General features: G+C 63.1%; 19 protein-coding genes. 8 read left to right on the top strand and 11 right to left on the bottom strand.

Annotated elements, in window-relative coordinates:
• The first annotated feature begins 114 nt into the window (after window positions 1-114).
• On the top strand, window positions 115-1,602 hold the full coding sequence (gene purF / locus I2H38_RS11605) for an amidophosphoribosyltransferase (RefSeq protein ID WP_196272230.1): 1,488 nt from the start codon (window positions 115-117) through the stop codon (window positions 1,600-1,602).
• A gap of 6 nt (window positions 1,603-1,608) precedes the next feature.
• Entirely contained in the window at window positions 1,609-2,352 is a 744-nt protein-coding gene (locus I2H38_RS11610; protein ID WP_196272028.1) for an SDR family NAD(P)-dependent oxidoreductase, read from the top strand.
• Window positions 2,353-2,510: 158 nt separating this feature from the next.
• On the opposite strand, the gene der is transcribed toward I2H38_RS11610, so the two are convergent.
• The 3 genes from der to I2H38_RS11625 all read right to left on the bottom strand — a co-directional run bounded on the left by der (window position 2,511) and on the right by I2H38_RS11625 (window position 5,361).
• Window positions 2,511-3,854 carry a ribosome biogenesis GTPase Der gene (gene der / locus I2H38_RS11615; RefSeq protein ID WP_196272029.1) on the bottom strand — a complete coding sequence of 448 codons (1,344 nt, stop codon included), beginning with the start codon at window positions 3,852-3,854 and terminating at the stop codon, window positions 2,511-2,513.
• A 13-nt stretch (window positions 3,855-3,867) separates the two neighbouring features.
• Window positions 3,868-4,539 (bottom strand): tetratricopeptide repeat protein, encoded by a 672-nt coding sequence (locus I2H38_RS11620; RefSeq protein ID WP_196272030.1) that lies wholly within the window; start codon window positions 4,537-4,539, stop codon window positions 3,868-3,870.
• Window positions 4,540-4,779: 240 nt separating this feature from the next.
• Complete coding sequence (locus tag I2H38_RS11625) at window positions 4,780-5,361, bottom strand: NnrU family protein (RefSeq protein ID WP_196272031.1); 582 nt, start codon at window positions 5,359-5,361, stop codon at window positions 4,780-4,782.
• 328 nt (window positions 5,362-5,689) lie between these two features.
• Here I2H38_RS11625 and I2H38_RS11630 point away from each other — a divergent pair, with 328 nt between their 5' ends.
• The 3 genes from I2H38_RS11630 to I2H38_RS11640 all read left to right on the top strand — a co-directional run bounded on the left by I2H38_RS11630 (window position 5,690) and on the right by I2H38_RS11640 (window position 9,106).
• A complete protein-coding gene (locus I2H38_RS11630; RefSeq protein WP_196272032.1) occupies window positions 5,690-6,310 on the top strand; it encodes a TRAP transporter small permease subunit in 621 nt (206 codons plus the stop codon).
• Window positions 6,311-6,351: 41 nt separating this feature from the next.
• On the top strand, window positions 6,352-8,238 hold the full coding sequence (locus I2H38_RS11635) for a TRAP transporter large permease (protein WP_196272033.1): 1,887 nt from the start codon (window positions 6,352-6,354) through the stop codon (window positions 8,236-8,238).
• Window positions 8,239-8,422: 184 nt separating this feature from the next.
• Window positions 8,423-9,106, top strand: a complete 684-nt coding sequence (locus I2H38_RS11640; protein WP_196272034.1) for an alpha/beta hydrolase family protein — start codon at window positions 8,423-8,425, stop codon at window positions 9,104-9,106.
• A gap of 23 nt (window positions 9,107-9,129) precedes the next feature.
• Here I2H38_RS11640 and I2H38_RS11645 read toward each other — a convergent pair whose 3' ends face one another.
• A complete protein-coding gene (locus I2H38_RS11645) occupies window positions 9,130-9,498 on the bottom strand; it encodes an ArsC family reductase (protein WP_267875963.1) in 369 nt (122 codons plus the stop codon).
• 184 nt (window positions 9,499-9,682) lie between these two features.
• Between I2H38_RS11645 and I2H38_RS11650 the strand changes: the two genes are divergently transcribed.
• Together I2H38_RS11650 and I2H38_RS11655 are read left to right on the top strand one after the other, a co-directional pair.
• A complete protein-coding gene (locus tag I2H38_RS11650; protein WP_196272035.1) occupies window positions 9,683-10,063 on the top strand; it encodes a nuclear transport factor 2 family protein in 381 nt (126 codons plus the stop codon).
• A complete protein-coding gene (locus I2H38_RS11655) occupies window positions 10,042-10,677 on the top strand; it encodes a DNA-3-methyladenine glycosylase (protein WP_196272036.1) in 636 nt (211 codons plus the stop codon). The genes I2H38_RS11650 and I2H38_RS11655 overlap by 22 nt, the downstream gene beginning before the upstream one ends.
• Before the next feature lie 153 nt (window positions 10,678-10,830).
• On the opposite strand, the gene rpiB is transcribed toward I2H38_RS11655, so the two are convergent.
• From rpiB to I2H38_RS11675, 4 genes are all read right to left on the bottom strand, one after another.
• The gene (gene rpiB, locus I2H38_RS11660) at window positions 10,831-11,280 is read right to left on the bottom strand and encodes a ribose 5-phosphate isomerase B (RefSeq protein WP_196272037.1); all 450 of its coding nucleotides are present in this window, start codon (window positions 11,278-11,280) and stop codon (window positions 10,831-10,833) included.
• Between the two features lie 62 nt (window positions 11,281-11,342).
• Window positions 11,343-12,899 (bottom strand): glutamine-hydrolyzing GMP synthase, encoded by a 1,557-nt coding sequence (gene guaA, locus I2H38_RS11665; protein ID WP_196272038.1) that lies wholly within the window; start codon window positions 12,897-12,899, stop codon window positions 11,343-11,345.
• A gap of 174 nt (window positions 12,900-13,073) precedes the next feature.
• A complete protein-coding gene (locus tag I2H38_RS11670; RefSeq protein WP_196272039.1) occupies window positions 13,074-13,775 on the bottom strand; it encodes a hypothetical protein in 702 nt (233 codons plus the stop codon).
• A gap of 361 nt (window positions 13,776-14,136) precedes the next feature.
• A complete protein-coding gene (locus tag I2H38_RS11675) occupies window positions 14,137-15,432 on the bottom strand; it encodes an RsmB/NOP family class I SAM-dependent RNA methyltransferase (protein WP_196272040.1) in 1,296 nt (431 codons plus the stop codon).
• Between the two features lie 123 nt (window positions 15,433-15,555).
• Between I2H38_RS11675 and I2H38_RS11680 the strand changes: the two genes are divergently transcribed.
• Window positions 15,556-15,702, top strand: a complete 147-nt coding sequence (locus I2H38_RS11680) for a hypothetical protein (protein WP_196272041.1) — start codon at window positions 15,556-15,558, stop codon at window positions 15,700-15,702.
• A 45-nt stretch (window positions 15,703-15,747) separates the two neighbouring features.
• Here I2H38_RS11680 and I2H38_RS11685 read toward each other — a convergent pair whose 3' ends face one another.
• The 3 genes from I2H38_RS11685 to guaB are packed head-to-tail and all read right to left on the bottom strand — an operon-like array spanning window position 15,748 to window position 18,300.
• A complete protein-coding gene (locus I2H38_RS11685) occupies window positions 15,748-16,179 on the bottom strand; it encodes an MAPEG family protein (RefSeq protein ID WP_196272042.1) in 432 nt (143 codons plus the stop codon).
• 43 nt (window positions 16,180-16,222) lie between these two features.
• Complete coding sequence (locus I2H38_RS11690; protein WP_196272043.1) at window positions 16,223-16,795, bottom strand: hypothetical protein; 573 nt, start codon at window positions 16,793-16,795, stop codon at window positions 16,223-16,225.
• A gap of 11 nt (window positions 16,796-16,806) precedes the next feature.
• A complete protein-coding gene (gene guaB / locus I2H38_RS11695; RefSeq protein ID WP_196272044.1) occupies window positions 16,807-18,300 on the bottom strand; it encodes an IMP dehydrogenase in 1,494 nt (497 codons plus the stop codon).
• Between the last annotated feature and the right edge of the window lie 36 nt (window positions 18,301-18,336).

Genomic DNA, 18,336 nt, shown 5'->3' on the forward strand with positions numbered 1-18,336 from the left:
CCATTCGCTTCTCGCATTTGGGGAGCGACAGGAATAGGCATTGGCGGCCGGCGTTTGGCCGCTTACATAGGGGCTTCACGCCTTTGGTTTTGGCGTGCATCCAGGGAAATGATGATGTCTGCATGGTCTGAGACGCGGCAGGTCCAACCCAAGGCGGTAGACCTCGACCTCGACGGCGATACCTTGCGTGAGGAATGCGGCGTCTTCGGCATCTACGGACATCCGGATGCCGCCGCCATCACGGCGTTGGGCCTCCATGCCCTGCAGCATCGCGGCCAGGAGGCGGCGGGCATCGTCTCCTTCGACGGCCACGTCTTCCATCTCGAACGCAAGCTCGGCCTTGTCGGCGACGGCTTTTCGGACCGCGCCGTCATCGAGCGCCTTGAAGGCCATTCGGCCATCGGCCATGTGCGGTATTCGACCACCGGCGAGACGATCCTTCGCAACGTGCAGCCGCTCTTTGCCGAACTCGACGGCGGCGGTTTCGCGGTCGCCCACAACGGCAACCTCACCAACGGCCTGACGCTGCGCCGCAACCTCATCCGCGACGGCGCGATCTGTCAGTCCACGACGGACACCGAGGTCATCGTCCACCTCGTCGCCCGCAGCCGCCGCCAACCCTTCATCGACCGTTTCGTCGAGGCGATCCAGCAGATCGAAGGTGCCTATTCGCTCGTGGCGCTCACCAACAAGAAACTGCTCGGCGCGCGCGATCCGCTCGGCATCCGCCCCCTCGTGTTGGGTGAACTCGACGGGCGCTATATTCTCGCGTCGGAAACCTGCGCGCTTGACATCATTGGCGCGCGCTTCGTCCGCGACATCGAGAACGGCGAGGTCGTCGTGATCTCCGACGAGGGAATCGAATCCTTCCGCTTCGCTCCGAAGCAACCGGCCCGCCCCTGCATCTTCGAATACATCTATTTCGCGCGCCCCGATTCAGTCGTGAACGGCAGCAATGTCTATGAGGTCCGCAAAGGCATGGGCCGCGAACTGGCGCTCGAATCCCCCACAAATGCGGATGTCGTGATCCCAGTTCCGGATTCCGGCGTGCCCGCCGCGCTCGGTTTCGCACAGACCTCCGGCCTTCCTTACGAACTCGGCATCATCCGTAACCACTATGTGGGCCGCACCTTCATTCAGCCGACCCAGTCGGTGCGTGAGCTCGGCGTGCGCATGAAGCACTCCGCCAACCGCGCGGCCATCCAGGGCAAGCGCATCGTGCTCGTGGACGACAGCCTGGTGCGCGGCACCACCTCGGTGAAGATCGTGCGCATGATGCGCGAGGCCGGCGCGAAGGAAGTGCACTTCCGCATCGCCAGCCCGCCGATCACACATCCCGACTTCTATGGCATCGATACGCCGGAGAAGGAGAAGCTCCTGGCCGCAACCCACGACCTCGAGCAGATGCGCCAGTATATCGGCGCGGATTCGCTTGCGTTCCTCTCGGTCGACGGTGTTTACCGGGCCATGGGCGAGACGAGCCGCAATCCGGCGCAGCCGCAATTCACCGACCACTGCTTCACGGGCGACTATCCGACGCCTCTGACGGATCTGACCGTCGCCACGCCGCGCCGCCTTTCCCTTCTTGCCGAAGCCGACTGAGCATCCATGAACAAGCCTCTTTCGAACCGCGTCGCGGTCGTCACCGGCGCATCGCGCGGCATCGGCCGCGCTGCGGCGCTCGCTCTCGCGGAAGCGGGTGCGCACATCATCGCGCTCGCCCGCACGCAGGGCGCACTGGAATCCCTCGATGACGAGATCCGCGCCAAGGGCTCTTCGGCGACCCTCGTTCCGGTGAACCTGAAGGATCTCGACGCGCTCGACCGGCTCGGCGCTGCGATTTATGAGCGTTGGGGTAAGCTCGACATCGTTCTCGGTAATGCGGGCATCCTGGGCGAGCTCGCGCCGATCACCCATGTCGACCAGCCGGTCTGGGACGAGGTGATGGCGATTAACGTGACTGCCAATTACCGCCTGATCCGCTCCCTCGATCCGCTGTTGCGCGCCTCGGATGCGGGCCGCGCGATCTTCGTCACCTCGGGCGCGGCGAACAAGTGCAACGCCTATTGGGGTGTCTATTCCATCTCGAAGGCGGCGCTAAACGCACTCGTGCTCACCTATGCCGCCGAGACGGTGACGACGCCGATCAAGGCAATGTTGATCAACCCCGGCCCCTTGCGCACCTCCATGCGCCGCGCCGCGATGCCGGGTGAAGATCCGCTGACCTTGAAGACACCGGAAGATCTCGCCCCCCACATCCTGAAGCTCGCCCTGCCCTCATGGAGCGAGACCGGCAAGATCTACGATTTCACGCAAGATGGAAAGGTGCTGACGCCGCAGATGCCGGCATAAGCTGGGGACGTCGTCCCCGACGCCGCAGGGACGAGGCGAGCACCATAATGTCCCTTCACCATCATGGCCGGGCTCGTCCCGGCCATCTCGATTCATGAGGCTGCGCGCTTCAAAGCGAGATCGCCGGCAGAAGACCGATGATCACAAACTGAGCGGCTTTACCCCCGCCCCTTGTCGAACGGATTCTTGCCCATGCGCAGCAACATGCGGATCGGCACGCCGGGAAGTTCGAAGGACTCGCGCAGGCTGTTGACGAGGTAGCGGCTATAGCTCTTCGGCAGGGCGTCAAGCTGGTTACCGAAAAGCGCGAAGGTCGGCGGGCGGGATTTGATCTGCGTCATGTAGCGGATCTTGATGCGCCGCCCCGACACCGCCGGCGGAGGATTGGCTTCCAGCGCCTCGCTCAGCCATTGATTGATGCGCGCGGTCGATACGCGGCGGTTCCAGGTCTCGTAGACCTGCAGAATGGCCTTCATCAGCGGATCAATGCCGCTGCCTGCCAGACCCGAAAGCGGCACCACCGGAGCACCCTTCACCTGCGGCAGAAGACGGGTTGCCTTTTCCCGAAGATCCTTGAGGAGATTTGGCTGATCCGCGACCAGATCCCATTTGTTGAGGCCGATCACGAGGGCGCGACCTTCCTGCTCCACCAGATCGACGATGGAGAGATCCTGCTTTTCGAACGGAATGGTGGCGTCGAGGAGGATGACGACGACTTCGGCAAAGCGCACGGCGCGCAGGGCGTCGGCAACGGAGAGCTTTTCGAGCTTGTCCTCGACGCGGGCGCGCTTGCGCAGACCCGCCGTGTCGAACAGCTTGATCGCGCGGCCACGCCAATCCCAATCGATGGAAATGGAGTCGCGGGTGATGCCCGCCTCCGGGCCGGTCAGCAGGCGATCCTCGCCGACCATGCGGTTGATGAGCGTGGACTTGCCCGCGTTCGGCCGCCCGACGATGGCGACCTGAAGCGGCTTGTTCGGATCTTCCTCTTCTTCCTCCTCGCCCGGTTCGGGGAAGAAAGGCATCAGCGATTCGAAGAGATCCGCCATTCCTTCGCCATGCTCGGCGGAAAGCGGCACGGGATCGCCGAGACCGAGAGAGAACGCCTCATAGGCGCCAGCCATGCCGGCTCCCCCCTCCGCCTTGTTGGCGATGAGGATGACGGGCTTGCCGGAGCGGCGCACCATTTCGGCAAAGGGCCGGTCGGCCGGCAGAATGCCGACGCGGGCGTCGATCACGAAGAGGATGACATCGGCATCGCCGATGGCGGCCTCGGTCTGGGCGCGCATGCGGCCGAGAAGCGACTCTTCGGTCGCCTCTTCCAGACCCGCCGTGTCGATGATGCGGAACTCGAGGTCGCCGAGACGCGCGTCACCCTCGCGCCGGTCGCGGGTCACGCCCGGACGGTCATCAACGAGTGCAAGCTTCTTGCCGACGAGGCGGTTGAAAAGGGTCGATTTGCCGACATTCGGCCGCCCGACAATGGCGACGGTAGGCGTCATGTCATGCCTCTCTTTATTGGGTGACCTGAACCGGACCGCCTGCCACGAGTGCCGTGTAGACGGTAAGCCGCTGCTTCAGGCTGGGTGGAGTGTCGCGATCCGCCGCGATCTGATCGAACCAACGTCCCGCGTAATCCATATCGCCAGCCTTCAGACCGGACAGGCCCAAAAGCTCGCGCGCGGAGTGCCGCCACGCGTTGCCGGGAACCGCGAGGCGCTCAAGCGCCGGACGGATCGTGGCCGGATCGGCGCTGTCCAACCGCAGCCAGGCGGCGCGAAGACGCGCCAGATCCTGCCAGAGCGAACCCAGCTTGGCGTCGCTCGCCAGAGCGTCATAGGCCGAAGCGCCGTTTTCCGGGTTCTGGGTGCCAAGCTCGGCCGCCAGGCGGAACTTCGTCAACAGGGCGTATCCCGAGCTATCTTCCTTGGCCAGCGCCTCCAGAATCGCTTCGGACTCCTTGCTCTTGTCCTCGCGGGAGAACTTGAGGGCCTCTTCATAGCGAACGGCGGCGGCCTGGGCGCGGGTTTCCTGGGTATGTTCCCAGAAGCGCCAGCCCCCCACGGAGGCCACGACAAGAATGGCAACGCCAATGATGACGCCGTTGTAGCGCTTCCAGATCTGGGCCATCTGGTCGCGGCGATATTCCTCGTCGACCTCGCGGATGAACTCGTCGTTCGGAGCCATACTCATTTCGCGGCCGATGCCGCCTCCATTATCGAATTGGGTCGCCTAGCATAGACCCCCGCATAAGGCGAGGGGCTGATCGCGTCGCAGGTATTTTCTGCGCATCTCTTGCTGCCTCATCCCACACCCTCAACCTCAGGAGGGCGTCAGCCCGTCTCGAAGGGCGAGGCGTGTCCGTGCGGATTGGTCCCTCCCTTCGAGACGCAGCTTGGCTGCTCCTCAGGATGGGGAAGAACGCGGTCAGCCTCGGCCGGGCAAGACAGGCACGCCGATCAGCAGCGGATGGAGCCAGACGGCAAAGGCCACATATGCAGCGGTTCCGATGAGAACGGCCAGCAAATCGTTGCGAATCCCCGGCGGAGGAGGGGCCGGAACCGGCTCGCCTCGATATTTGACGCTGATCCGCGCCATGACCGCCCAGGCGAGAAACGAGCCGAACAGCAGGATGGAGCCGAGATCGCCATTGGCAAGAAGATGAGCGAAAGCCCAGGTCTTCACGCCAGCCAACATCGGATGCTTCAGCAGGGCCTTGATCCGCCCCGGCAGGTAAGCGGCGGGGAAGCAGACGAAAGCGATCCACACCAGGGGAAGCGCGAGATGCCGGGCCCAGACCGGAGGGTCCCAGACCGGGATATAGCCCGCCTGCCGATACTGGCCGTAGCCGATCACGATCAGGACGAGGCCGGAAAGCGCGAGCAGCGAAAAGAGCCCCTTGTAAGGTCCCTCCCCGATCTTCGCGATGAGCCCGGCCCTCCAGCCGCGCGCCATGGTAAAAAGATGTATGCCGAGGAAAACGATCAGGCCAACGACGAGCAACGTCACGACGATCTCCCAGGATGGGACTAAATTACAGGATGTGACTAAATTATAGGCATCGGACGACTGTCATATCGCCGGCCACGAGAGCGATCCTAATCGACTTTGATTAAAAGCCTACCGCGCAAGCATCTGAGGCGACTTTTCCTTGCTTTGGAACGCATTACGCGGACCGAAACTTTTAAAGACCCGGCACCTTGCGACATGAAAGCACCCCGGATACTCGCCTTAAGTCGAGTATGGTTGCGCTTATGCGGGCCTAGCGCGGGAACTTCGAGTTCGGTAGCTAGGCTATTCAGACAAAACGAATAAGACCGGTTAGGGGAAGAAACAGGTGGCAGCGCTCCTTCGGCTATCCCGCATCATCGACTCGGTTAACGTGCGCCTCGGCAAGACCGCAGCGTGGGCCATCGTCGTCGCGATCCTGGTGTCGGCGATCAACGCCATCATCCGGCGCGTTTTCGGCGTCTCATCGAATGCTTGGCTGGAGCTGCAATGGTATCTGTTCGGCGCGGTCTTCATGCTCTGTTCCGCCTGGACCCTTAAGTCGAACGAGCACATCCGCATCGACATCATCTCGAACCGGCTTTCCAAGCGCGGCCGCGACTGGATCGACATGTTCGGCAACGTCTTCTTCCTGCTGCCGTTCCTGGCAGTCATGACGTGGCTCGCCGTACCGTATTTCCTGCGCTCCTTCGCCTCGGGCGAAGTGTCCTCGAATGCGGGCGGGCTGCCGATCTGGCCGGCCAAGGCGCTGATCCTTCTGGGCTTCATCTCCCTGTCCTTCCAGTGGGTAAGCGAGGTGATCAAGCGCGTCGCGATCATGCGGGGCGACCTGGTGGATGAACATGCCGAGGTTCACAGCGCTGAGGCCGAGGCGGAGCGACTTCTCACTGAACTGGCCGACCCTGACGCCCCAGCGACCGGCGAACCTCCGGGCGATGGCATCCGCTGACCCTGTGCCCGCCCTGATCTGAATTCCCGGAGCTCCCTCCCATGGCTGTGCTGATTGCCCAGAACCTCGCGCCGATCATGTTCGCGGCGCTCGTCATCTTCCTCCTCCTCGGCTATCCGGTCGCCTTCTCGCTGGCGGCAAACGGGCTGTTGTTCTTCTTCGTCGCGGTCGAACTCGCGCCGCTCGCCCCGCAGACGATCACGCTTTCCTGGCCGCTCCTCCAGGCCCTGCCCGACCGAATCTACGGCACCATGTCGAACGAGGTGCTGCTAGCGATCCCATTCTTTACGTTCATGGGGTTGATCCTCGAACGCTCCGGCATGGCGGAGGATCTGCTAGACACCATCGGCCAGCTCTTCGGCCCTGTTCGCGGCGGTCTGGCTTACGCGGTCATCTTCGTGGGCGCGCTGCTCGCGGCCACCACCGGCGTCGTCGCGGCCTCCGTGATCTCCATGGGCCTGATCTCGCTGCCGATCATGCTGCGCTACGGCTATGACCGGCGTCTGGCCTCAGGCGTCATCGCCGCCTCCGGCACGCTCGCCCAGATCATCCCTCCCTCGCTCGTTCTCATCGTCATGGCCGACCAGCTCGGCCGTTCCGTCGGCGACATGTACGAGGGCGCGTTCCTGCCCGGCATCATTCTGGCGGGCCTCTATGCCGGCTATGTGCTGCTGATGACCTTCGTCAGCCCGAAATCGGCTCCCGGCCTGCCGCAGGAGGCGATCGGCTATCGCGAACCCAACGGCGCCCGCGGCGTCTGGCAGCTCGGCGTTCTGGTCGTCTTCTCCGGCCTCGTCGGCTATTACGTGCTGTCGCAGACGGCGACCAAGGCCGGTGCGGATTTCGTCATCCTCACGATCTGCGTCGCGACCGTGGTCGCGCTGATCTGCGCTCTGATGAACAAGATGCTCGGCGCGGAGCGCATCGCAATCTCCGCCGTGCTGACGGCAGCCCTCCTCGGCGTCTATGTCTATCTGCACCAGCAGGGCAAGGGTTCGCTGGCGCTGCTCATGGAAATGGTGGCCGCGGGTGCGATCTACGCGCTGGTCGTCGGCATCATTGAGCGCTTTACCGGCTTTCGCCTCATGTCGCGCATGGCGCGGCAGGTCACCTTCGTCATGGTGCCTCCGCTGCTGCTGATCTTCCTCGTGCTCGGTACCATCTTCATCGGGCTCGCCACGCCGACCGAAGGCGGCGCGATGGGCGCGCTCGGCTCCGTGATCCTTGCCGCAATCAAGCGCAAGCTCGACAACAACCCGAAGCGCTTCAACTTCGCCCTTGTCCGTCAAGCAACAGACGCGACCGCAAAGCTCTCCGCCTTCGTGCTCTTCATCCTCATCGGCGCGCGCGTGTTCTCGCTCACCTTCTACGGCGTCAACGGCCACGTCTGGGTCGAGCACCTGCTCACCTCGCTCCCAGGCGGTCAGATCGGCTTTCTGGTGTTCACCAACATACTGGTGTTCTTCCTGGCCTTCTTCCTCGACTTCTTCGAGCTCGCCTTCATCATCGTTCCGCTTTTGGGACCGGCGGCGGACAAGCTCGGCATCGACCTGATCTGGTTTGGCGTCATGCTGGGCGTGAACATGCAGACTTCGTTCATGCATCCGCCCTTCGGCTTTGCCCTGTTCTTCCTGCGTTCGGTTGCGCCGAAAGTGCCGTATATCGACCGCGTTACAGGCAAGCGCATGGAGCCGGTCACCACGGGACAGATCTACTGGGGCGCAGTCCCCTTCGTGATCATCCAGCTGATCATGGTCGCGATTGTCGTGCTCTTCCCGAAAATCGTGACGCACTACAAGGCGGCGGGCCCGCAGGTTGATCCCGCTGCGGTCCAGAAAAAGCTCGACGAATTGCTCGTGCCGGGTCTCGGTGGCGCGGGCGGCGGATTGCCGGGTCTCAACTTCGACGAACCACCGAAGATCCAGTAAAGCGAAAGCATGAATTCTCGGAGAGCCGGTGCTCGGCTATGGCTCTCTGATCCAAGGCTAAACAGGGGGGCGGCATAAAAACATCCGCCACGAGGAAAGGGCAGGTTCGCGAGAACCTGCCCTTTTTCATTGGAGATCGAGAGCGCGGGCTGGTGCTCAAGGCTGGCGAGGTTATGATGCCATCATGACCGCAGCGGAACCGATCACGATCGCAATCGGCGATGACACGAGCGTCTCCGGGCTCTGGCAAGCGCCGCCTGAAGCGCGAGCATGTGTCGTTCTTGCCCATGGTGCCGGCGCCGGCATGACGCACAAAGGCATGACCGCGCTAGCGGATGGGCTTGCGGCGCGCGGCATCGCAACACTGCGCTACCAGTTCCCGTATATTGAGCGCGGCTCACGGCGCCCCGACACTCCCCAAATCGCCCATGGGGCCGTGCGCGCGGCTGTCGCCGAAGCGGCGCGGCGGGCACCGGATCTACCGCTCTTAGCCGGAGGCAGATCGTTTGGCGGGCGTATGACGTCGCAAGCGCAGGCGCTCGCGCTGTTACCGGGTGTCCGAGGCATCTTATTCTTCGCCTTTCCGCTTCATCCCGCGGGAAAGCCCTCCGACGAGCGGGCAGAGCATTTATCGGCCATCGGGATTCCGATGCTGTTTCTGCAAGGGACGCGAGACGAGCTTGCAACGCGTGATCTGCTTGAGCCGGTCATTGCCAAGCTTGGCGCGCGGGCCACCCTCAAACTGCTCGATGACGCCGATCACTCCTTCCATGTTCCGGCCAAGACGGGCCGGAAGGATGTGGAGGTGATGGCAGATTTGCTCGATGCCGCAGCCGCCTGGATCGATGCAGTCCTGAAACAATCGTAGAGCCGGACCTTCCCGCGCATCGATCAGAGGTGAGCGAAAGCCTCTTCGTATTTTTCTGCGCTGAAACCCACGAGCAGGCGTCCCGCGACCTCGAGCACCGGCCGCTTGATCATCGACGGCTGGTCGAGCATCAGCACGACGGCCCTGCTCTCATCGAGCCCGGCCTTGTCGGCTTCCGGCAATTTGCGAAAGGTCGTTCCCGCGCAATTGAGCAGCGCCTCCCAACCGACACCACGTATCCAGCTTTCAATGCGAGGCCGATCGATGCCCACAACCTTGTAGTCATGGAAAGCATAGGCGACGCCGCGCTCATCGAGCCAGGCGCGCGCCTTCTTCATCGTGTCGCAATTCTTGATGCCGTAGAGGGTGATGGCTTGCTTCGACGCTTCCAACGATATCGCTCCGCTCGATCACAGGGACAAGTTTCTCATTCCCACGCGATTGTTCTCATCGATTGTAATGGTTTGATCTTTCGGGGCAAATTTTTCCTGTCGCTGAAATTTCCGTCGATCGAACCGTCAGATGAGTTTGGCTATTGATCTGAAATAGGAAGTTCGATGATCGAGGAGATTCCATATGGAAGACCGAGAGATTCGAGCGGCTCTGGATCGCCACTGGGCCGCCTCCGATGCAAACGACTTCGAGGTGGAACACCAGATTTATCGAGAGGACGCGGTGCTCGAATATCCCCAGTCGGGCGAGCGCATCCGCGGGCGGCGGAGGATTCAGTCATCTCGCGCCGCGCAGCCGAACCGGAAGCGTTTCACAGTGCGGCGGATCGTCGGCGCAGGCGACCTCTGGGTCACCGAATATGTCCTGACCTATGACGGGCGGCCGTCCTACACTGTGAGCATCATGGAGTTCCTCGATGGGAAGGTGGCCCACGAGACCCAGTATTTCAGCGATCCGTTCGATCCGGGGCCTTCGCGCGCACAATGGGTCGAGCAGATGCCCTGAAACCTGGCTGCCATGAGGAGGGTCACATGCCGGTCGCGCGCTCTGACCTACCGACGGATACAGTCTCTCTCGCCCGCTATCTCATTGGCAAGGTATTGGTGCGGGATTTGCCGGAAGGCGCTGCCAGCGGCCGAATTGTCGAGACCGAGGCGTATGTCGTCGGCGACGCCGCAGGGCACGCCTATCGGGGAATGACCCGGCGCAATCGCTCGCTTTTCCTCGAGCGTGGGCACGCCTATGTTTATCTCGCCTATGGCAGCTCATACATGCTGAATGTCTCAAGCGAGACGCCTGGGATCGGAGCCGGCGTCCTGCTGAGAGCGCTCGAGCCGCTCGAAGGCATCCCGATCATGCGGCGGAATCGTGGTATCGAGCGCTTGCGCGACCTGGCGCGAGGACCAGGAAAACTCACCGCGGCGTTGCAGGTTGATGGTCGACTCGACGGGCTCGATCTCTGCCGAGAAGGCCCTCTTTGGCTCGGACCCAGTGACCATGAACCCGGCGAAATCGGGCAGAGCATCAGGATCGGCATTTCGCGGGATGCGAACCGCCTCCTACGATTTTATCTTCGGGACAGCCCGTTCGTCAGCGGTCCAAGATCCCTCAATGAATAATCGTCGGAGTGCCCAATATGGCGCGAAAGGGGTCCCACCGCATCGCCGAGACAAAGGCGCCGAGCGGAGGCCGACAGACATGGCTCGGATCACGCTCTACCCCACGTGACTGGTGCTGGTGCTACAATTCTGAAAATGAAGCAGAGAACGGCGCTACCCCTCAAGCGCCCCAATCATCTCCACCCGCGTCGCATGCCGGCCGCCCTCGAACTGGGCCGTCAGGAACGCATCCACGATATCCAACGCCAGCCCTTCGCCCACCACGCGCACGCCAATCGACAGCATGTTGGCGTCGTTGTGCTGGCGGATCATACGAGCCGAGAATGTGTCGGCGCAGACGCCGCAACGGATGCCCTTTACCTTGTTCGCCGCCATCATGATGCCCTGGCCGGTGCCGCATAGGATGATGCCGAACCGGCAATCACCGGAGGCGACGAGCCGCGCCGCAGCTTCGCCATGCTTAGGGTAGTGTGTGCTCTCCGGCGTCGTCGGCCCGATGTCGACCACCACCCAGCCATGCGCCGCGATATGAGCGGCTATGGCCTGTCGGAGCTGGATCGCGGCGTGGTCGCTGGAGAGGACGATGCGGTTGCTGGCTGGCATGGAGATGTCGTCTCGTTTCCCGAAGCAATTTGGCGGCTTGTCCAAGTTGGATCAGCTCACCCTTACTCCCACTCAATCGTGCCCGGGGGCTTCGACGTGATGTCGTAGGTGACGCGGTTGATGCCCTTGACCTCGTTGATGATGCGGGTCGCGACCTGGCCCAGGAACTTCATGTCGAAGGGGTAGAAATCCGCCGTCATGCCGTCGACCGAGGTCACGGCGCGTAGCGCGCAGACGTGATCGTAGGTGCGCCCGTCGCCCATGACGCCGACGGTCTTCACCGGAAGCAGGACAGCGAAGGCCTGCCAGATCTCGTCATAGAGGCCCGCATTGCGGATCTCTTCGAGATAGATCGTGTCGGCCTTCCGCAGAATGTCGAGCTTCTCGCGGGTGATCGTGCCGGGAACGCGGATGGCGAGGCCCGGCCCCGGGAACGGGTGGCGTCCGACGAAGGCCTGGGGCAGGCCCAGCTCGCGGCCGAGCGCCCTCACCTCGTCCTTGAACAATTCGCGCAACGGCTCCACGAGCTTCATGTTCATGCGCTCAGGCAAACCGCCCACATTGTGGTGGCTCTTGATGGTGACCGATGGGCCGCCCGTGAAGGACACGCTCTCGATCACGTCCGGATAGAGCGTCCCTTGCGCCAGGAACTCGGCCCCGCCGATCTTGTTGGCTTCCGCCTCGAACACGTCGATGAAGAGCTTGCCGATGGTCTTGCGCTTGACCTCCGGGTCCGACACGCCTTCCAGCGCGCCGACGAAGAGATCCTGCGCCTGCACGTGAACGAGCGGGATGTTGTAGGAATCGCGGAACAGGGTGACGACCCAATCGGCCTCGCCCGCCCGCAACAGGCCGTGATCGACAAAGACGCAGGTGAGCTGATCGCCGATGGCCTCGTGGATCAGCACCGCCGCGACGGCCGAGTCGACGCCGCCCGACAGCCCGCAGATCACGCGGCCCGAGCCGACCTGAGCGCGGATGCGCGCGATGGCCTCCTCGCGGAAGGCCTTCATGGTCCAGTCGCCCGTGCAGCCTGCGATCTCGCGCACGAAGTTGCGGATCAGCTGCGCGCCCTGAGGCGTGTGCACGACTTCCGGGTGGAACTGCACGCCATAGAACTTGCGGCCCTCGTCGGCCACGACCGCGAAAGGCGCGTTCTGCGAAACGGCGAGAACCTCGAACCCTTCCGGGAGCTTCGTGACCCGGTCGCCGTGGCTCATCCAGACCGGATATTTTTCGCCCTGCGTCCAAACGCCCTTGAACAGAGCGCTCGGTTTCAGAACCTCGACCTCGGCGCGGCCGAATTCCGAATGGTGCCCGCCCTCGACCTGCCCGCCAAGCTGCGCCGCCATGGTCTGCTGACCGTAGCAGATGCCGAACACCGGCACGTTGCCGTCGAACAGATCCTGCGGCGCGCGGGGCGACGTATCGATCGTCACCGATTCCGGTCCGCCCGACAGGATCACGCCCTTCGGCTTCATCTCGCGGAAGGCTTCCGCCGCCTTCTGGAACGGGACAACCTCCGAATAGACACCCTCCTCACGCACGCGCCGCGCGATGAGCTGGGTCACTTGGGAGCCGAAATCGACGATGAGGATTTTATCGTGGGTCTGGGTCATGGGCTTTCGGGTAAGCGTTCGGGCCGCCCGGCGCAACCCGGGGCGACTTCATGCCTGGCGTGAAAAGAATTCTTGGGGCTCTCCTTATCCCTTGTCGGGCCCGCGCGCCAAGGGTTTAGCGACGCGCAGGCCCGGTGATCACAATGATGCGGGGGAAACCGCCGCTCATCGCCGTCATTCCCTCAAGGAGACGATCAATCTCTCGACGCTCTTCAGCATCTCCGGCCAAGCCTCGACCGGAACATCGCCGACCTGGATGCGCAGCGCGGAACCTGCCCCAATCCGCCCCCAGATCATGCAAGCCGGATTTCCCTGATCCACCGGGACGGCGCGTTGATCGCACAGGGCGATAATGGGCGATCCAAAGAGCATGGGGCGTGTGGAGACCAGATCGTAGGGACCCGACCGGTCGATCCTTCGATATGTCCCGTTTGCGACCGGCGAGCCTTGCCCAGCATCGAGCGTCGCGAGATCAGCCGCCCTCAGGACGACCGACCGAATACCGGCCAGCGGCGCGAGCTCGGCTTTCAGCGCCGCCGTTTCCGCCAGCCCCCCGTGATGGAGTGTGAGGGCATTCACCGCGAATGCGGGCTCATCCGGCTTCTGGCAATAACGCCGCAGGAACCTGATCCCATCTTGAGCCGGCGCCGCCCGTGCCAGGCCGTTGATCTCCGGCTGCAGCAGTGCCGACACGCGATAACCGACCCCGCCGATGGACACGCGCAAGACATCGGCGGGTGTGCAGTCGGGTGGACGAGGATAGACGGCGAACAGCAGCGCCAGAGCGAAGATGAGCGCGATAGCCGCGCACCAGCGCCGCTTCAAGGCTGATCCCGAGGGCCGCGCCGAATATTGATAAGGGGGTATGCCGTCCATGATTGCTCTCCTGATGAAAATGAGGAGAGCAGAAGCGCGAAGACCCTACCCACCTCGGGAAGGGTCCGCAGAATGATCACACCGTCGTCAGCGCAGCATCAATCCCGCACACCCTTTCAGGCGTGTTGCAAAATTGGCGGCATACATGGTCGAACGGTTGGTCATGATTTTCCCTTAGCAGGAAAAGATGCAGGAAAAAAGAGAGCTATGCGACAGGGTTACGCGATGAGAAAGCTCCCTCTCCCGTCGGGAGAGGGTTGGGGTGAGGGGTTGCGCCTTCTCCGGGCAAGGCGCAACCCCTCACCCTCGCTTCGCTCGACCTCTCCCCACGGGAGAGGTGAAGAGGTGCCGTAATACGAACCTATCCCTTGACGAGAACGGAGACGAAAAAGCCGTCCGTTCCGGTTTTGAGAGGCGTCATCTGCAGGCCGGATTTCGTGAAGCGAACGAGATCGGTCAGCCGTCCGAGACCGGCGCGAGCCAGCGCCTCGCTCGCGGGTAACGCCGAGAACCCTTTCGAGCGAGAGAGAAAGCCCTCGACCGCATCGTCATTCTCCTCCGGCAGGATCGAGCAGGTGATGTAGACGATGCGGCCGCCCGGCTTCACGAGCGCAGCAGCGCGGTCGAGCACCGTCGCCTGTTCCTTCACGCGAACTTCCAGGCTGCCGGGGCGTAGCCGCCATTTCGCATCGGGATTGCGCCGCCATGTGCCGACGCCCGTACAGGGTGCATCGACGAGGACGCAATCGATCTTGCCGTTGAGATCCGACACAGCATCCGCCCCACCACGCGGGGTGCGGACCTGGACGTTGCGCACACCCGCCCGCGTCAGCCGGTCGTGGATTGGCGCAAGACGGCGGGCATCCGAGTCCGTCGCGTAGAGCTGGCCGTGGTTCTCCATCATCGCCGCGAGCGCCAGGGTCTTGCCGCCGCCACCTGCGCAGAGATCGACCACCTGTTCGTTTGGCTTCACGTTGGAGATAAGAGCCGCAAGCTGCGAGCCTTCGTCCTGAATCTCGATCCAGCCCTTGATGAATTCCGGCTCCGACTGCACAGCGGGGCCGCGGCCGTCCTCGCCGGGCATGATCCGCAAGCCGAGGAGCGAGAGCGGCGTTTCGACAGCGCCCAGATGCGGCAGGGCGTTGTGGGCCTCCTCGCGAGAGGAGACTTTCAACGTGTTCACGCGAAGATCGAGCGGCGCGCGGGTGGTCAGCGCCTGCAATTCAGGCACGACGTCTTCCCCGAAGAGGCGTGTGAGCGAGGCTTCGATCCATTCCGGAAAATCGCCCGCGACAGGGGCCGGTGCGCCGTCTAGGGTCGCTACCTCGAGCTTTTCCCGCTCCGTCGCGGTCAGGGGTTCGGGTGCGAAACGCTCGCCGGAGCAAAGCGCCGCAATTGCATTGACCGTCAGGCCGCGCTGCAATCGCAACATGCCAAGCACGACGGCGCGCGGCGTGTTCTCGCCCATGATCGACGCGGCAGAGGCTTTCCGGCGTAAGCCGTCATAGACGAGGCTGGCGATGGCCGCGCGGTCCTTGGAGCCGGCGAAGCGGTGCGACAGCCCCCAATCCTTGAGAGCGTCGGTCGCCGGGCGGCGGCGCGTTTCGATGTCACCGAGGACTTCGATGGCGGCCGAGATGCGGGCTGCTGGTGTCATAGGAAAACAAAACTCCGGTAGGGAGAAAAATTGCCACAATATTGCTAAGCTTCAACCGCAATCCGACTCGAATGAAAACGAGCGGGTGCATGTCGCACACTGCCTTTTTTGGAGCTTTCGTCCATGTTGAATAGCCTTGCCCGCCTCGTTGCCGTTGGCCTTACCCTCACGATCGCCGCCTGCGCCGCCACCGCAACGCCGGACCTCACGCCGCCACCGCGTAAAGCCGTCGACGCCAAGACGCAGCTCGAGAGCGGCAAGCGCATGTAAGCGCGAAGGCGGGGCCCAGGCCCACCCCGCCTTTTTTTCTTGGGGCTAGACCCCGACCTCGGCGAAGAAGATCCGCGCCGCGAAGAGAACCCACATGAGCAACAGGATCAGCGCGCTAATCAGAAAGACCTGGAAGCGCCGTGTGACCCGGTTCGACGTGGTGTAGATATAAGCGTGAACGACGCGGGCCGCGACATAGGTCCAAGCCATGACCACGAAGGCGAGATCGGCCTTGCGCGTGATCAGCGCCAGAATCACCAGCGCATAGAACAGAACCGGCATCTCGAACTGGTTGCCGAAGGCGTTCGCGATCTGTTGCGTCTGTTTCGGCCAGTTGCGCTCGCCGAGCGCAATGTCCTTGATCCTCACCTCCCCTTCCCGGATGCGGGCTATGCGCGAGCGCCCCATCCAGAACATGAGGAAAAACGTCAGCGCGACCTGGACGAAGACCGGCGCGAGGATTGCAGGAATGCTCATTTTCGATCCTTAAGCCGGCTCATTCTTGACGGACGCCACAGCACTAGACGCGTGACGCCCGGGCTTTCTTTGCCCGAAGGCGATCCGACATCAGTACCATCAGAGCCACGAGAACAAGGCAATAGGCGACGGTGACGGCCACCGATTTGGCCAGTGTAAATCCGCTCGCCATCGCGACAGCCTCGGCGGAGATCGTTCTCGGATCCATCGTCAGAAGCCGGCGAACCATCGCATTCTCAAGAAGATCGAACACCGCGACGGGGAGACAAATCGCAGCCAGAAGCAGCGCGTGAGCCCCCTTTCCGAGCTGAAACAGCCTCCAACGCCCCCCACTGAAGGCGGCCGTCAATCCGACGGCCGCCGCAGCGGCATTGAGGATCGGGAACGCCGTATCGAGGGGCTGCTGCACATCGAGATAATAGCGGCGCCCCTCATCGCCCAAGGCCATCAGAACCGTCTTGGCCTCCGCGAGCGTGTAGCCCGTGGGGCGCAGATCGAAGACCGGGACGCCGCCTGCGAGGCTCGCGAGATGGGGCAAGGTCACCGTCAGCATCACCGCGTAAACGACGAGCGCTGCGAGCACGATGCCCCAGGCAATCCCCTTCCCGGCCCTCACGCTCACCCGCCTCAGCTGCGGGTCGGATAGTTCGGACTTTCCCGCGTGATGGTCACGTCATGGACGTGGCTTTCGCGCAGGCCCGCATTGGTGATGCGGATGAACTGGGCCTTCTCACGGAATTCCGGCAGCGTCGCAGCACCCACATAGCCCATGGCGGCGCGAAGACCGCCGGTGAGCTGGTGCAGAACCGCCGAAGCCGGGCCCTTGTACGCCACCTGGCCCTCGACGCCTTCCGGCACGAGCTTGAGCGTATCGCGCACTTCCGCCTGGAAGTAGCGGTCCGCCGAACCGCGCGCCATGGCGCCGACCGAGCCCATACCGCGATAGGCTTTGTAGGAACGGCCCTGGTAGAGGAACACCTCGCCGGGGGTCTCGTCCGTGCCTGCGAGCAGCGAGCCGACCATGGCGCAGGACGCGCCTGCCGCAAGCGCCTTCGCGAGATCGCCCGACACTTTGATGCCGCCATCGGCGATGACCGGGATGCCGGCCTCGGATGCGGCTTCCACCGCCTCCATAATCGCGGTCAGCTGCGGCACGCCGACGCCCGCAACGATACGGGTGGTGCAGATCGAGCCGGGGCCGATGCCGACCTTGACCGCGTCCGCGCCAGCATCGATGAGCGCCTTTGCGCCTTCGCGGGTCGCCACGTTTCCGGCGATGACCTGAACCGCGTTCGAGAGCTTCTTCACCCGCGTCACGCTCTCGAGCACGCGCACCGAATGGCCGTGCGCGGTATCGACCACAATCACATCGCAGCCCGCATCGATGAGGCGCTCAGAGCGTTCATAACCCTGCTCGCCCGTCGTCGTGGCTGCAGCGACGAGAAGGCGCCCCTGCTCGTCCTTGGCGGCATTGGGGTGAGCGACCTGCTTTTCGATATCCTTGACCGTGATGAGGCCGATGCAGCGATAATGATCGTCGACGACCAGAAGCTTCTCGATGCGGAATTGATGGAGAAGACGTTTGGCTTCGTCCTGGGTCACGCCCTCGCGAACGGTGATGAGCCGATCCTTCGTCATCAGCTCGGAGACCGGCTGCGCCGTGTTGTTGGCGAAGCGCACGTCGCGATTGGTCAGGATGCCGACCAGCTTGCCCTTCGACCCGCTCGGCCCCCGCTCCACGACCGGGATTCCGGAAATGCCGTGGTGCTTCATGACCGCGAAGGCGTCCGCCAGCGTCTCGTCGGGGAAGATGGTGATGGGGTTCATCACCATGCCGGACTCATATTTCTTCACGAGGCGGACCTGCTCGGCCTGCACGTCGGCATCGAGATTGCGGTGAATCACGCCAATACCGCCGCTCTGCGCCATGGTGATCGCCATCTGGGCCTCGGTCACCGTGTCCATCGCGGAAGCAACGATCGGCATGTTGAGGCGGATCGAGCGGGTGAGCTGCGTGGCGACATTCACATCGCCGGGCAAAACCTCGGAGCGGCCAGGCCGGAGGAGAACGTCATCGAAGGTCAATCCCTCGATGAGCTTATCGGCGATAATGCGGGCCATAGCCAACTCCTAAGATAATTTGTGCGGGTGCGAAAA

It is taken from the genome of Microvirga alba (genome assembly GCF_015694465.1).
Taxonomy (GTDB): Bacteria; Pseudomonadota; Alphaproteobacteria; order Rhizobiales; family Beijerinckiaceae; genus Microvirga; species Microvirga alba.

Bases quoted from the DNA above. Each gene is read 5' to 3' on its own strand.
- purF (WP_196272230.1), top strand. From the start codon at position 115: ATGTCTGCATGGTCTGAGACGCGGCAGGTCCAACCCAAGGCGGTAGAC.
- I2H38_RS11610 (WP_196272028.1), top strand. From the start codon at position 1,609: ATGAACAAGCCTCTTTCGAACCGCGTCGCGGTCGTCACCGGCGCATCG.
- der (WP_196272029.1), bottom strand. From the start codon at position 3,854: ATGACGCCTACCGTCGCCATTGTCGGGCGGCCGAATGTCGGCAAATCG.
- I2H38_RS11620 (WP_196272030.1), bottom strand. From the start codon at position 4,539: ATGGCTCCGAACGACGAGTTCATCCGCGAGGTCGACGAGGAATATCGC.
- I2H38_RS11635 (WP_196272033.1), top strand. From the start codon at position 6,352: ATGGCTGTGCTGATTGCCCAGAACCTCGCGCCGATCATGTTCGCGGCG.
- I2H38_RS11640 (WP_196272034.1), top strand. From the start codon at position 8,423: ATGACCGCAGCGGAACCGATCACGATCGCAATCGGCGATGACACGAGC.
- I2H38_RS11650 (WP_196272035.1), top strand. From the start codon at position 9,683: ATGGAAGACCGAGAGATTCGAGCGGCTCTGGATCGCCACTGGGCCGCC.
- I2H38_RS11655 (WP_196272036.1), top strand. From the start codon at position 10,042: ATGGGTCGAGCAGATGCCCTGAAACCTGGCTGCCATGAGGAGGGTCAC.
- rpiB (WP_196272037.1), bottom strand. From the start codon at position 11,280: ATGCCAGCCAGCAACCGCATCGTCCTCTCCAGCGACCACGCCGCGATC.
- guaA (WP_196272038.1), bottom strand. From the start codon at position 12,899: ATGACCCAGACCCACGATAAAATCCTCATCGTCGATTTCGGCTCCCAA.
- I2H38_RS11670 (WP_196272039.1), bottom strand. From the start codon at position 13,775: ATGGACGGCATACCCCCTTATCAATATTCGGCGCGGCCCTCGGGATCA.
- I2H38_RS11675 (WP_196272040.1), bottom strand. From the start codon at position 15,432: ATGACACCAGCAGCCCGCATCTCGGCCGCCATCGAAGTCCTCGGTGAC.
- I2H38_RS11680 (WP_196272041.1), top strand. From the start codon at position 15,556: ATGTTGAATAGCCTTGCCCGCCTCGTTGCCGTTGGCCTTACCCTCACG.
- I2H38_RS11685 (WP_196272042.1), bottom strand. From the start codon at position 16,179: ATGAGCATTCCTGCAATCCTCGCGCCGGTCTTCGTCCAGGTCGCGCTG.
- guaB (WP_196272044.1), bottom strand. From the start codon at position 18,300: ATGGCCCGCATTATCGCCGATAAGCTCATCGAGGGATTGACCTTCGAT.